Origin of the sequence: Paraburkholderia sp. SECH2 (assembly GCF_030464795.1) — a bacterium.
Classification (GTDB): Bacteria; Pseudomonadota; Gammaproteobacteria; order Burkholderiales; family Burkholderiaceae; genus Paraburkholderia; species Paraburkholderia aspalathi.
Map to the genome: position 1 here is coordinate 650,030 of NZ_JALPRH010000001.1, position 13,331 is coordinate 663,360.

A 13,331-nucleotide genomic window follows, 5' to 3' on the forward strand; every position below is an offset into this window, starting at 1 on the left:
CGCTGGGCTTTGACCGGTTCAGGTGAAATGCGAATGGAGACCATGGCGCTTCGACCGCCGCTCCGTCGTGCTACTCGATGTATTGGTGCCGGATGACGCGCAGGCAAAGCGTCTGGAGGCGTATAGCGCGGCGCTGCTATTCAGCGGTGGCATAAATCAGATGTTTGTAGCGGTCGGCAAATCAGTGAAAAGAGGCCAGAAAAAAGGCCTGTTCGCGATGCAGACGCACGCATATGACCGATAGAATTTCACCCTATACACACGTGACGCAATGTCGCGCGTTCGAGATCTGTCGGATCGCTTTCTCACATCGGATTTCCGGTAATTCAGCATGGCACGGCTTGCACGGCATTACGTCCCAGAACAACCTCAGCACGTTATCTTGCAGGGGCTCACGGGGCCCGCATTCCTGGACGAAGGAGACTACCTGTACTTCCTCGCCTGCCTGGCAGACGCAGCGCGCGTCGCCGATCTGGCAGTCCACGCATGGGTGCTCATGCCTGACGCGATACAGTTCCTCGTCACGCCTTCATACGAGTCGAGCGTGCCCGTGGCGATGCAGGCGGTCGGCCGTCGCTATGTCGAGACCTTCAACCGCCGCCATGGACGCCGCGGCGCGGTGTGGCGTGGCGAGTACCGGGCAACAGTGATTGAGCCCGATCGATATTTCCTGCTCGCGAGCCAGGTCATCGATCATGCGCCGGTGCGCAACCGCCTTGTAGCCGAGGCTGGAAACTATCAATGGTCTAGCTACACGCACCACATCGGGCTGCGTGTCGATAACTTCATCAAGGACCATCCACTCTACCGAGCGCTCGGCAATACGCCGTTCGAGCGCCAGCAGGCTTACCGCGATTTGGGCGCACAGCTTCTTGATGAACGCGAGGTCAATGACCTGATGCAGTCGACGCTCAAGGGCTGGGTGCTCGGCAGCGCCGCGTATTGCGAGTGGGCGGCCCAGACAGCCAACCGGCGTTTGATGCCCCTGCTGCTGCGCGACCGGCCGCCCCAAGGTTTGCACGACACGCCCCCTCGCACACGTGGGCTAACCAAAAGATAAACAAGCAAGGGAACCTTGCTCGGATGCCAGATCGCAGCATTGGGAAGAAGTGGACATTCGGATGGGCTACAAGATCGTCGCATTCTCGTCGCCCCGGCGACGTTGAGTCGGTGGTCGGCTAAGCGCTTGGACAGATTTTCTCGCCCAGCAAAGCTCGTGGCGCCAGAGTGAGTTAGCCGGGACGCTTCTCAAGCACATCCCTCACAACTGGAAGCGCCGTAAAAACATTCGGCCAACCCGCATAGAACGCCAGTTGCGTCATGACTTCGGACGCCTGTGCCTTGGACAGTCCGTTATCCATTGCCCGGTTCAGGTGATAGGTCAGTTGCGCGACCTGTCCAGTGGCGACCAACGCGCTGACCGTGACGAGACTACGATCGCGAGGCGCAAGACCAGGCCGCAGCCACAGGTCGTTGAACAGCGCATCTCGGGTGAATTGAACAACCCCGGGCGAAACGGCGCCGAAGTTTTGCTGAACTGTGCTTTCGCGCTGGGCTTCGGCCGCCTTGTCGAGCGGCAAAAGGTCAACTGCTGCTGGCGGGAGTTGCGTCGCCATAATCCCATGTCTCTCGAAAACGGCATTCGTCACCTTCACAGCCGCGGTCGCGTTGGCCCAACCGGAGTAGAAAGCAAGATGCGTGATGATTTCCGAAATCTCGCCGGGCTTGAGGCCACTCTTGAGCGCGAGATCGAGATAGAACGGCAACTCCGTGCTCTGATTGCGCGCAATCAATACTGAGAGCGTGACCACGCTGCGATCCCGTGCGGACAACTGCGGACGTTTCCACAGGTCGCCCAACACCACATCGTTCGTATAGCGCTCAAGAGCGGGTGAAACGGTGTCCATCCCGGTGAGCAAGTTGCTGGAGGACGCGCGATCCAGGCTTTCCATATCAGTTTTCCTTTTGAACTGCGAACAGGCCGCGGTACCGAGCGCAAGCGACATCATCGCGACAATGAATATCCTCATCGGCAGTTTCCTCGATAGCGCCTGACCGCATTGAAATGAGTCGATATCCGGAATCTAACGTGCGCACTCATGCGCGACTAGGCGCTAGAATCGGCAAACACCTATGAAAAGAGTTCATCAATGCGTCGCGAGAGCTACAACGACCTGCTTGCACTGATCGCCGTCGCGCGCGAGCGCAGCTTCACCCGCGCCGCCGCGCAACTCGGCGTATCGCAATCAGCCTTGAGCCATACCATCCGGGCACTCGAAACCCGGCTCGGCATGCGACTCCTGACCCGAACCACGCGCAGCGTCGCGCCGACGGAGGCTGGCGAGCGCCTCATTCGGACCATCACACCCCGTTTTGAAGAGATCGATTCCGAACTGGCGGCCGTGACGGAGTTTCGGGACAAACCTGCGGGCACGATCCGCATCACCGCGACCGATTACGCGACCGAGACAGTCCTGTGGCCCAGGTTATCGCCGGTCCTGCATGAATATCCTGACCTCAAGGTGGAGATCATCACCGACTACGGTCTCTCAGATATCGTGGCAGATCGGTACGACATCGGCGTTCGCCACGGCGATCAGGTAGCCAGGGACATGATTGCGGTCCGCCTCGCGCCCGAAATGCGCATGGCGATCGTTGGGACACCGGAGTACCTGAAGACGCGTGCGTTGCCAAGGAAGCCCCAGGATCTGACCGCGCACAACTGCATCAATCTTCGTTTGCCGACGTTGGGCGGCTTTTATCCATGGGAGTTAAAGAAGGGCAGTCGGGAGGTGCAGGTCCGTGTCGACGGACAACTCGCTTTCAACGGGACCTACCCGATGCTGGCTGCCGCGTTGTCGGGATACGGCCTGGCTTACATTCCGGCTGACCTCGCCCAGTCTCATGTCGAAGCGGGTCGCCTCGTGAAGGTATTGGAAGAATGGTGCCCCACCTTTCCAGGGCTGCACGCCTGCTATGCGACCCGACGTGAGTTCTCGCGGGCGATGACCGTGGTGATCGATGCAATCCGTTATCGCAAGGAATAGCCCAGGAACTGGAATGAGATTCATGAATACAGTTCATGATGGTTTGCTGTTTTACTGGCTTTATCACTAGATACCATCGACCTATCATCCTCCATACAGACGGCGATGAAAGCGCCCGCTGATGCGCCTTTCCGGCGTGCACGTTCTGTTAACCGCAGGCGCGGCCTGCATGGAGATGATGAGAGTGGACTATGGATATCTGGGGCGCAGCGCCCTCAAGGTTTCGCCCCTGTGCCTGGGTGCAATGATGTTTGGCGGCGAAACGGATGAAGCGACCTCGCGCCGGATTATCGACAAGGCTTTCGACCAGGGCATCAATTTCCTCGACACTGCCGATGTGTACCACGCTGGCCGATCTGAAGAAATCGTCGGGCGGGCAATTGCGGATCGACGGGATGACTGGGTCGTGGCAACCAAGTTCGGCTATCCGGCTTCAGTTAGCGCCCGCCCGAACGAACAGGGCCAGTCACGCAAATGGATCTACCAGACGGTCGACGCCAGCCTGAAGCGCCTTGGCACCGACTACATCGACATTCTCTACTTCCACCGGTCGCTTGTTGACGCGCCGCTCGAGGAAGGGGTTCGTGCCATCGGCGACCTCATTCGTCAGGGTAAGGTGCGCTACTTCGGTCTGTCCAACTTCCGCGCCTGGCGTATTGCGGAGATCGTGCGCCTTGCCGATCAGTTGGGCATCGATCGCCCCGTTGCGATCGAACCGGTCTACAACATGGTCGACCGTACCGCCGAGGTGGAGTTGATGCCGGCGGCTGGACACTACGGCATTGGCGTCGTGCCCTACAGCCCGCTCGCCAGAGGTGTATTGACCGGCAAATATGCACCCAACGGTGCGCCTCCTGCCGACTCCCGTGTTGCACGCGGTGACAAGCGCATCCAGCAGACCGAGTGGCGTCCGGAATCTCTCGCCATCGCACAGAAGGTCGCGGCATACGCCGCTGAACGCGGCACCACCTCGATAGCGTTCGCCATTGCGTGGGTGCTCAGGAACAAGCTTGTGAGTTCCGCTATCGCTGGGCCACGCACGGAAGCGCACTGGGACAGCTACATCGACGCATTGACGCTGCAACTGGGACCGGACGACGAAAAGTTTGTCGACAGTCTGGTGCCTGCCGGGCATGCATCGACGGCCGGCTATACCGATCCGAACTATCCGGTTGAAGGCCGCCGCGTGACCGGTTGATCTGCCGGCAGAGAGCACAGCTGACTACCGTACCTGTACGAGTTGAGGGAATTGATTGTGAATATAACTTTTGAGAACAAGGTTGCACTCGTCACGGGTGCAGGTTCTGGCCTTGGTTTGGCGACGGCGAAAGCATTTGCCTTGGCAGGGGCTTCCGTCGTGCTGGCAGACTGGGATAGAGAGAGCGTGGAGTCGGCGGCCGACGAACTGAAGGACCAAGGTTGTGCGGTCCTCGCTGTGCAGTGCGACGTTGCCGACGATGCACAGGTAGAGGCAATGGTCGCGCAAACCGTGTCGACCTTTGGAAGATTGGATATCGCCTACAACAACGCTGGCGTCCAGAATGTCCTTGCTGAAACAGCCGATTCGACTCGAGACGACTACGACCGCGTGATGTCAATCAATCTGGACGGTGTCTGGAGTTGCATGAAATTCGAATTGCAACAGATGCGCCGGCAGGGCAACGGTGCGATCGTCAACTGCTCGTCTTTGGGCGGCCTCGTCGGCGGCGCGGAGCGTGGCACCTATCACGCTGCGAAGCATGGTGTACTGGGGCTGACCAAGAGTGCTGCCCTTGAGTATGCGGCACGAGGTATCCGGATCAACGCGATCTGCCCGGGTCTGTTCTGGACGCCGATGTCCGAGCAGATGGCAGCCTCCGGCCAGAGCGAAGCGCTCGATGCACTGTTGAAGACGGTTCCGATGGGCAGATATGGGAAACCAGAAGAGATCGCCGACGTCGTTCTCTGGCTTTGCAGCGATGCTTCGAGCTATGTCACCGGTCAGTCCATTTCCGTCGACGGTGGCTTCATCATGCGATGAGCGAGGGGCAGCGCTTCAAAGCGAGTAGCTTGAAGGTGATCGGCAGCACGCGCCCCTGAGCAGGTGGCCGTGCTGCCAGGAAAGTCGGTTACTTTACTTAGGCGGCGGCAGCGAAGGATCGAGCTTCGCCGATTCCTTGACGAGCTGTTCCGTCATCGCGGCCGCAACCGGATTCGAGCCCTTGCCAGGCTTCGTGCTACTTTGGTCCGTGGCGACGCGAGCGGCCGACATATCCGGCGGAGGCAACGATGGATCGAGCTTCGCCGATTCCCTGACCAGTTCGTCCGTTTCCGGTGTCGCGCCTCGAGTCGTTATCGCGCGATGGTCCACGCCGTCTTGTCCACGCTGGGCGCGCTGCGCCGGAGTCACCTTCGGCGCACCCGAGTCCTGTACGTTCACCGACGCGACTGCCGTCGATGGCGCCTGCTTCGGTCGTGCTTCAGGTTTCGGTTGCGCAGTAACTTGTGCGGCGGCCGGGCCGGATGCGGGTGCTACTGCCAAAGCAGGAGCAGGAGCGGGAACCACCGGCTCCTGCGCATTGGCAGTGCTTTTTGTGATCGAACCGGACGGCTGCGATTGGTCGATGCTGCCGGCCGTCACATGATCGCCTGGGCGCGAATCGACGACGGCAGGGGGTGCGGACTCATGCATGGCGCCCGTGAGTTCTGCCATTGAGCGGCGGTCCGCCTGAAGGAGCATCAGGTACGTGACCCCTACTGCTACGAGCAGGAGCCCTCCAACGATCATCAAAATCTTTCGGGTATTCATCATACTTACTGACCGAGCCTGCAAACGACGTGAGATGGTCATGGTAAACCATTGATCGTAGCATTTGTCAGACGAATCAACGTACGAGGAATCCATACTTGAGCGGATCGCGCTCGTCGATGATCCAGTTGGCGAATCCACAAACGTAGGCTGAGCCTTCGATCTCGGGGATCACGGCGGGGAATTCACCGAGCTGCGTTTCACCGACAACACGCGCACGAAACACCGTGCCGATGATCGATTCATTCACGAGTACGTCGTCTCGCCCAATCTCGCCACGCAGATACAGTTGCGCCACGCGGCCTGCGCTGCCCGAACCCGTCGGAGAACGGTCCACTTCCCGATCCGCGAAAATGCAGCAGTTCGCCTGAGTGGATTCGGGAAATCTCGGCGCGCCGTGAATAATGGTGCCGTAGATATGATTGATTTCCGGAATCTGCGGATGCACGAGGGAAAACGCGCGATTAGCGGCGATCTTCACTTCCGCACCGAATTGCTTGAGCGCTTCGACCGACGACTCACGAATCGCGAGGCCGTGCGGTGCGCCGTCCGTGTAGAAATAGAACGCCCCACCGAACGCGATATCTCCCGTCACCGTTCCGTAGGTCGGCGTCTCCACACTCACGTCGCGCTTGTAAATGAACGATGGCACGTTAATGAATCGCACACCGTTGGCGTGCATGCCGTCCCACTTGACGAACGCTTCGATAAAACCACACGGTGCGTCGATGCCGACGCGCGTCTCGGGTGATTCGCGCTGCACCCAGCCGAGCTCCACCGCAGCCGTTGCCAGTGCCATCACACCATGTCCGCAGTGGTCGCTATATCCTTCGTTGTGCAGGAAGATGACGCCGAAATCAGCTGTGGGTGAAACGGGCGGCGTCAGATAGCCCCCGTACATATCCGCGTGTCCGCGGGGTTCGAACATAAGGGCCTGGCGAATATTGTCCGCATGTTCGCGTACCCAGGCACGGCGCTCCACGATCGAGTTGCCCTGCAGGCGGGGAAGACCCGAGGTGACGATCCGGAACGGCTCTCCGCCGGTATGGACTTCGACGGTACTAATTGTGCGAGTGACCTGCATATCCTTTATCCTCCACGTGATGTCTGCGCGCCGCTACGAACGCGCGTGCCGTGCGTTATGCTGCCACGGGCTCGTACGGTTTGCGCTGCCGTCGCAAATCATTCAGTTGGATTTCGCAAATGCTCGTTCGATCCCGTCACGCTCACTTGCGCGGTTTCGCGCTCCCCTCATACTTTTTCCAGTATTGAAACTCCTCTTCGTGCACCTCGAAATCTAGCTCCGAGACACGCTGCAGGAGTTGCTCCTGCGCGTCAGCCACGGCGTTGTTGTAGATACTCGGGCCAATTTCTTCCAGGAAGAAACCGAGAAGCGCGCCAGCAGCGATGTTGCCGATAGGCTCCTCCATATTCTTCTCGAAGTACCGCTGAATGGATGCAATCGCATCGGCTCGAACTTCCTTGGTCAATTCAATTGTCATGGAGGTTATGTCCGGTGAAATTTCCGTGAAAAAGGCGGGTTTAACATTCCGACAAGCGCCGATCGCCGGCAATGTAGGCCACATGGTCGAGCCTCCCTTCATGGCCGCGCACTGCCCTGCAAACCGCTCTGCGGCGCGATCTCCCTCGGTCCCGATCGACAACACATACGCGCCCCCCGCTCTAGTCACGCGACAATCTACGTGATTTGTCTCGATTCGGGCACTCTAGGTGCTTCGAATGCATGGGGATATTCGTGACGAAACCAGTCTTTCACCTGATCGTGATTGAGCTCAAAGAATTCGCGCGATCGCGGTATCAAAACGAAACCGAAAGCGAGCAGACAGGTAGCGAGACCGAAGCATGTATATACTTGGCCCACCGCCCAGTGCGTGAGTGCCGTACCTGCGATCATCGGTCCAAGAATGCCGGCGATCTGCGTAGTCATCATGCTGGCAGCGAGAATGCGTACGCGGAAATTCTGCGGGATGGCCAATGAACGATGAGTCGCGCCAACGAGCCCCATCGATGCATTGGCGAAACCCACACAGGTAAGCGTCAACACGAGAACGATAGGTGAATGGGCCCAGCCGGAAGCAGCAAGTGCCAGCCCTTCACACATCGCAGCCCCCACCCGGACATTGAACCGGCCGAAGCGACTTACCAATGCGTCAGAACCACGAAAGCTGCCGAGTAGTAAACCTATAGATAAGGCCGCTTCGCAACCACCGAGCCAGAGCCCCGACAGCCCCAGTGATTGAACTTTGAGCGGAATCAGCATGCCGACTGCAGGGCCCTGGAATATCCAGACGAGGAAATTGACAAGTGTCCAGCCGCGCTCCAACGGGACGATCCATTTAGCATGCAGTCCGGCGCGCAGGTCTTCCCACCAACGGGCCAAACCGCGAGGATGTTCACGATGCTGAGACCGGGATGGAAGCTGCAAGGTCACGTACGCAGCAACGCCAAGCAGAATGCCGTTCATCCAGAAGGTTGCAGCAATACCACCCAAAGCCAATGCCGCGCCAGCCAGTGCCGGCCCTAAGGCACGTCCAGCCGCTTGCGTCGATTTACGAAGACGAAGCGCTTCGGCCAAACGATTCGCGGGAACAAGTTCGGCCGAAATAGTGGAACTGGCCGGATCGATGAAAGCTTTCGCAATAACAGTGACTACGCCTATGCAGATGATGAGCGTAAGCCGGTAGTCGGACAGCGAGGCGAGCGTAGCGAGGGTAAAGGCGACGACCATTAAGGCGCAGATACCCCATACAATCTGCGGTCTCTTTGCGTACCGATCCCCGAGTGGCGAAAGCAGCGGCATTGCGAAGATCGTGGTGACGGCAATGCTTACGCCGTAGATCGCGAGGTGATGTGCGCCGCCCTGATGAACGATCCACCAAGGGAGCGTGATATAGCCAACCATGTCTGCCAGGATCGTAAAAAGATCGCTGAGAAGCAGACAGGCAAGAGAGGGGGCGATTGCGTTTATGCGAGATTTGATTCCCCAAAGCACCGGTTTCCCCCTGTTGAGTTCGATGATGCTACCTCAACATTTCTCCCACAACTTAGGTGAATGTTTCCAGACATCGTCGTTTCATCAGCCGAGATCCGTGCATCTGATCTTCGAAAGAAAGGCTGCAACGTTGGCCAAATTCTTTCCCTTATCACCACTGCTGTCGGCCATGCACCAACTTATCGATCAATCGCATCGACGAATCGACCCAACAACCTTCGTCATGTGATCAGTTTCCGCAGTCTGGCAAGCGGCAATTTCCATCGGCAAGATGGAACCCCCTCCGTATTTTGCCTCGGCGGACTTCTTGCAACTCGCATCGCGTCGCTTCTTCCACCCCGCGATTTTCTTCTCCAAGCGCGCTTTGCAGCTAGGGAATTTTGCGGACTTATCTTCGACGACGTCCTGCAGCTTTTGCTCGGCAACCACCCTGTCGCGCCATGCACAGAAGTTCAGGCTCATCTGGTTCGCGTCGCAGTTCGCGAGCATGCCTCGCACCTCGCTCGCAGGCAGTCCGCTCTGCTGCGAGATGACGTCAGCGGGATCCGGGGCGCCAGCAAATGCGGGCGAGCACGCGAGTGCAAGAAGTACGAGGAGAGCGCGGTGGACGAAGTGCACCCGGCAAATTGGTTTGAATGCAGATCGCATAATGATCCCCTTTCGCGGGAACAAATCAACGTACCGGGTCGCATTTTCATGCGAGCGCGCCACCGTTCTACCGCCACCCGCAAGCGCGTCACCGCATCGCGGTCTAACTCCGTCGGCGCACTAATCCGTAAATGATCAGCAGAACGATAGCGCCAATCACCGACGCAATCCAACCTGCCGCCTGGCCTGGTTGATACCAGCCCAGCGCACGCCCCACATAGCCCGCAATCAGCGAGCCGGCAACACCGAGGACGATGGTCATAATGAGCCCCATGCTGTCGTCTCCTGGCTTCACTGCCCGTGCAATCAATCCGACGACCAGCCCTACAATTACCGTACCGATGAATGAAAGCATGCTGACCTCCCGAGAGTGTGAGTGCTACGGTTTTCTTTTACTACTGGCTACTGCTCCACTGCGACGCTTTTCGAAGCATACGCGCTAAATGTGGCAGTCGGCCAGTCCCGCATTAGCTCCGCCAGATATCCAGATGCGCATCGATATAGACTCGTTGCAGTACTTCTTTCGTGGCCAGATAGTCCTGCAAAGCCCAATCTGAATAGAGCGCTGCCGCAATACTCGATCTGCCTGGATGCTTCGATACCTCTGCGGCAAGTGTCCCCGCACGTATGCCGGATTCAATCGCGAACCGAAGGCCATCTCCTGAGGCGGGATCGAGATATCCCGCAGCATCACCGCATACGAAATAGCCAGGACCGGCGGCCTGATGAAGATGCCGCCAGCGCCGGCATTGTTGCCACACAGTTCCAATGACGGATATGCCTGAACGCAAGCCGATATGCGTGTTCCGTTGCACGGACAACGAAGTCCACATGTATTGCGCTGATGTCGGCCGTAGCCAGAGCCAGCCGCCCCGCGCGATCTGCCAATAGGTGTCACGCTGCGACGAACATCCGCTCGCGAAACCGCGACGAAGCCAGATGGGTGACGAGTCGACGGTTTCGTCGAGTGAAAGTGCGCGACGCAGGCAGCCGGTGATTCCCGTCGCGTCTATGACGATGCTCGCCCTGCACTCATCGCTTCCGCACGTCACACCGACGACATGTCCGCTTTCAATGCGAGGCAAAAGCGGATACAGACATTTGCGCGCATAGGCTACCCCAGCCGCCGAAACATCGACGCGCAAACGGTCGTCGAGTCGGTTGCGTACAACCGCGCGGCCCGGACTAGATTCGGAATCGATATCGAGCCATACATCCGACTGCGCGATCACTGCGGGAGCCAGCAACGCGAGTAACTTCAATGCGTTGTTCGATACACACTCCGGCGCCGCATGCGACAGGCCGCGACCCAACATCGTGACATCGCATCCTGCGTTGGCGGCGACAATTGCCGCCGCGCACCCGGCAGGACCATCGCCAATAACCAGAACGTCACACGGACTCATGCCTTGAGTAAAGCCGAAGTGCCTCAGGTCCGGGTGGGCATCGTTGAACGGGCCCTTTCAGCATCGAATCGGTCACGTTACAACTGATCGCCTCGCCGTATCGAATGCGCAAGCGTCCAGGCACATGCTGCACCGGTTTCGCACCGTCTTCGGGAAGAACGAACAGGAAGTGATAGGCCTTGGTCGCGCCTGCCGGTTGATCGAGTTCCGTTGCCGATACAAGCCACAATTGGGTCTTTGCGGGAGTCTGCGTTGGATCGCACGCTGCCACGGCGAGGCGCAACGCCTTGATCCTGCGAATGAGTTCGGCTGCGTCGACATGTTCGAAGGCGCCATACAGCATATTGCCGCCCAGCGCATTCGCGACGTAATCCGATCGCTCGATATCTGCGTAATCAACCGTGCCCGCGGCCGTAATAAAAGGACCGTACTCGCCGTCCCATCCGGCGCGCGTGTTATGTACAAGGCCGCCTTGCACCAAAGGATGTTGCGGATGAAATCCAAGTTCGCTGTCCAGCATTGGAATGGCCGTTGGTGCATCGCTCCGGTTGAAGGTTCGCGAAGCATCCGGGCTTACGGCAGGCCAGAAACTGTTCGACGCTGCGCACAACTTGATGTCTTCTGCGAATGGACTGCCTAGGCCAAACGTTGCGAGATAGATCCCTTTACGATGTCCCCCCGCATAGGTCACGTCCCAGCCCGGTGCAAAAACACTGGATGATGCATCTGATAGAAACGACACCATGCGAGGCAAATGCGCCTTCTCGTGAGACTCTTTTGATGCGCGTGGTGCAAGACTAAATGAAACGGAAATCGTATCTTCGCTGGTCGAAAACGCCTCTTTCTCGCTGAACGAATCGACGTGATGCGGATTGACGGGAAGCCGCTCAGCGCTGAGCGATATAGGTGAGCCGTTTCTAAACTGAGTCTTGGGATCGATGTGATCTTCTTTGAACCAGCGCTGCAATTCGGACTGGTCCGCATAAGGGAAAAAATCCGGCGCCGCCACGATCGAATAAGCGGGCAACACGCGTCGATTCACCAGCTCCTTGATTCTGATCGTGACTGCGCCTTCGACACAGTGATCAAGAAACAGTTGTGCATCGTAACCGCCTTTGATCACCTTCTCGACGAATGCCGATTGGCGGATCGGATGCGTACGCATGTCGGCATACGTACCGTTCTTGTCCCTCATATGGCGGATATTCATGTATTCCGGCGAGTTGCGCGGTTCCGGAAAACGCAGCCAGAACCAGTTCTTTGCGATCGTTGGGAAAAACATTTCATGTATCTGCGCAACGAACGCAAGAAACAACCTGTATAGATCCGTGAACAGACGCATAGTCGTATAGCGCCGATTGACGATGTGTATGAGGCGCCATCGCGCCGGCACTGAGAACCCGCCAACGTTATAGTTCGCCGACGTCACAGGTTCAATGAGGGGCCGCGCCGCAGGCATCAACAGTACGCTTTCGCCACAATGCTTGAGCACGATTGATGGAACGCCCGTCGCGGCCGGCTGCGCCAAGTCCGGATACCGGCATACGATCGAATACGGTGGACGGTCGAGATCTCCCAATGGGACCGGAGAAATGCCCCATCGTGCCTTGACGGCGCGCTTCAGTTTTTCGCCGATATGCCAATGGCCGTAGTCCAGATTCAACGTCATGTTTGGCAGGCATTCGGCGGAAAACAGCTTGCGCACCGGCTGAATGAATGCACGATGTCCGTCGTCACGTTGTTTTCCCTCGATCAACGCAAGTCCGTCTGGTCCGGATACACGCCGCACAAGAAACGCTCCATACCGCGCCGGCAACACCCGCACATGCTCGATTTCGTTCTCGACGTGCGGAACGTAGCTCCGTGTCCGCGCGTCGTAGAGTGCTTCCGTGTCGCCATTTCGCGCGATGCCGAGCCGCGAGAAAACCATGTCCGCGTGCTGCTGATGTCCGGTACGGCGCGCGGGACGGTACTGGTAGGCCAGCACGGCAATGTCGAGTGTCGACCAGTCGGAAGGCAAAGCTGCAAGCGAGTAGATATAGTTTTCGAGTAGATCTATATCTTCCAGGCTTATTCCGCCATCGGGCGATGGACACTCGGATAGCGCAAGCATGTGATAAAGCAGGCTCCGCGCGGGGTCGCCCGGTTCTATCGCGCGTTCGGTGCTTCGGCAAAGATCTTCAACGCGCCGATCTTGCCAGTCTATTTTCAGTCCTTCACTCAGCAAAACTGCAGTACGTTGCGGCGAATCCGAAGACGAGAGATCGAGACCATGTCGGTTCAGCACGTCCTTCCACGGCGTCGACAATTTGCCAACCAACGTGTGGATTTCATCGATCAGCATCTACCACCTCCCAATGAGTGGCTCACCCAAGGCTGCGCGGAAATGACTTGTCTGCTGCTTGCGTGCTTTCCCTGGGTCTACTGGC

Annotated in this window: 12 protein-coding genes and 1 pseudogene; 4 read left to right on the forward strand and 9 right to left on the reverse strand. The window is 58.2% G+C overall.

Going from position 1 to position 13,331, the window contains the following annotated elements; genetic code table 11:
• Positions 1 to 331: 331 nt before the first annotated feature.
• Positions 332 to 1,049, forward strand: a pseudogene (locus tag M0D66_RS02980) (transposase).
• Between the two features lie 183 nt (positions 1,050 to 1,232).
• Here M0D66_RS02980 and M0D66_RS02985 read toward each other — a convergent pair.
• Entirely contained in the window at positions 1,233 to 1,952 is a 720-nt protein-coding gene (locus tag M0D66_RS02985) for a carboxymuconolactone decarboxylase family protein (protein WP_266209133.1), read from the reverse strand.
• 198 nt (positions 1,953 to 2,150) lie between these two features.
• On the opposite strand from M0D66_RS02985, the gene M0D66_RS02990 reads away from it, so the two are divergent.
• From M0D66_RS02990 to M0D66_RS03000, 3 genes are all read left to right on the forward strand, one after another.
• A complete protein-coding gene (locus M0D66_RS02990; protein WP_266208945.1) occupies positions 2,151 to 3,047 on the forward strand; it encodes a LysR family transcriptional regulator in 897 nt (298 codons plus the stop codon).
• Positions 3,048 to 3,231: 184 nt separating this feature from the next.
• Positions 3,232 to 4,245 carry an aldo/keto reductase gene (locus M0D66_RS02995; RefSeq protein WP_266209134.1) on the forward strand — a complete coding sequence of 338 codons (1,014 nt, stop codon included), beginning with the start codon at positions 3,232 to 3,234 and terminating at the stop codon, positions 4,243 to 4,245.
• A 57-nt stretch (positions 4,246 to 4,302) separates the two neighbouring features.
• Entirely contained in the window at positions 4,303 to 5,067 is a 765-nt protein-coding gene (locus M0D66_RS03000) for an SDR family NAD(P)-dependent oxidoreductase (protein WP_266209135.1), read from the forward strand.
• A gap of 93 nt (positions 5,068 to 5,160) precedes the next feature.
• Here the strand turns inward: M0D66_RS03000 and M0D66_RS03005 are convergent, their stop codons facing one another.
• The 8 genes from M0D66_RS03005 to M0D66_RS03040 all read right to left on the reverse strand — a co-directional run bounded on the left by M0D66_RS03005 (position 5,161) and on the right by M0D66_RS03040 (position 13,246).
• Positions 5,161 to 5,739, reverse strand: a complete 579-nt coding sequence (locus M0D66_RS03005; RefSeq protein WP_234487135.1) for a hypothetical protein — start codon at positions 5,737 to 5,739, stop codon at positions 5,161 to 5,163.
• A 172-nt stretch (positions 5,740 to 5,911) separates the two neighbouring features.
• Positions 5,912 to 6,919, reverse strand: coding sequence for a trans-3-hydroxy-L-proline dehydratase (lhpH, locus tag M0D66_RS03010; RefSeq protein ID WP_200652981.1), 1,008 nt, complete (start codon positions 6,917 to 6,919; stop codon positions 5,912 to 5,914).
• Positions 6,920 to 7,061: 142 nt separating this feature from the next.
• Positions 7,062 to 7,337: a DUF2164 domain-containing protein gene (locus M0D66_RS03015; RefSeq protein ID WP_266208946.1), complete on the reverse strand. Its 276-nt coding sequence runs from the start codon at positions 7,335 to 7,337 to the stop codon at positions 7,062 to 7,064.
• Positions 7,338 to 7,534: 197 nt separating this feature from the next.
• Positions 7,535 to 8,848: an MFS transporter gene (locus M0D66_RS03020; protein ID WP_266208947.1), complete on the reverse strand. Its 1,314-nt coding sequence runs from the start codon at positions 8,846 to 8,848 to the stop codon at positions 7,535 to 7,537.
• Between the two features lie 186 nt (positions 8,849 to 9,034).
• Positions 9,035 to 9,310, reverse strand: a complete 276-nt coding sequence (locus tag M0D66_RS03025) for a lysozyme inhibitor LprI family protein (RefSeq protein ID WP_244869562.1) — start codon at positions 9,308 to 9,310, stop codon at positions 9,035 to 9,037.
• Positions 9,311 to 9,599: 289 nt separating this feature from the next.
• On the reverse strand, positions 9,600 to 9,851 hold the full coding sequence (locus M0D66_RS03030) for a GlsB/YeaQ/YmgE family stress response membrane protein (protein WP_093634115.1): 252 nt from the start codon (positions 9,849 to 9,851) through the stop codon (positions 9,600 to 9,602).
• A 112-nt stretch (positions 9,852 to 9,963) separates the two neighbouring features.
• A complete protein-coding gene (locus M0D66_RS03035) occupies positions 9,964 to 10,902 on the reverse strand; it encodes an NAD(P)/FAD-dependent oxidoreductase (RefSeq protein WP_200652985.1) in 939 nt (312 codons plus the stop codon).
• On the reverse strand, positions 10,889 to 13,246 hold the full coding sequence (locus tag M0D66_RS03040) for a hypothetical protein (RefSeq protein ID WP_266208951.1): 2,358 nt from the start codon (positions 13,244 to 13,246) through the stop codon (positions 10,889 to 10,891). The genes M0D66_RS03035 and M0D66_RS03040 overlap by 14 nt, the downstream gene beginning before the upstream one ends.
• Positions 13,247 to 13,331: the final 85 nt, after the last annotated feature.

What these genes read in the sequence shown, in the direction of transcription:
- M0D66_RS03040 (WP_266208951.1), bottom strand. Translation starts at nt 13,246, where the DNA reads ATGCTGATCGATGAAATCCACACGTTGGTTGGCAAATTGTCGACGCCG.
- M0D66_RS02985 (WP_266209133.1), bottom strand. Translation starts at nt 1,952, where the DNA reads ATGGAAAGCCTGGATCGCGCGTCCTCCAGCAACTTGCTCACCGGGATG.
- M0D66_RS02990 (WP_266208945.1), top strand. Translation starts at nt 2,151, where the DNA reads ATGCGTCGCGAGAGCTACAACGACCTGCTTGCACTGATCGCCGTCGCG.
- M0D66_RS03005 (WP_234487135.1), bottom strand. Translation starts at nt 5,739, where the DNA reads ATGGCAGAACTCACGGGCGCCATGCATGAGTCCGCACCCCCTGCCGTC.
- M0D66_RS03035 (WP_200652985.1), bottom strand. Translation starts at nt 10,902, where the DNA reads ATGAGTCCGTGTGACGTTCTGGTTATTGGCGATGGTCCTGCCGGGTGC.
- lhpH (WP_200652981.1), bottom strand. Translation starts at nt 6,919, where the DNA reads ATGCAGGTCACTCGCACAATTAGTACCGTCGAAGTCCATACCGGCGGA.
- M0D66_RS03015 (WP_266208946.1), bottom strand. Translation starts at nt 7,337, where the DNA reads ATGACAATTGAATTGACCAAGGAAGTTCGAGCCGATGCGATTGCATCC.
- M0D66_RS03030 (WP_093634115.1), bottom strand. Translation starts at nt 9,851, where the DNA reads ATGCTTTCATTCATCGGTACGGTAATTGTAGGGCTGGTCGTCGGATTG.
- M0D66_RS03025 (WP_244869562.1), bottom strand. Translation starts at nt 9,310, where the DNA reads ATGAGCCTGAACTTCTGTGCATGGCGCGACAGGGTGGTTGCCGAGCAA.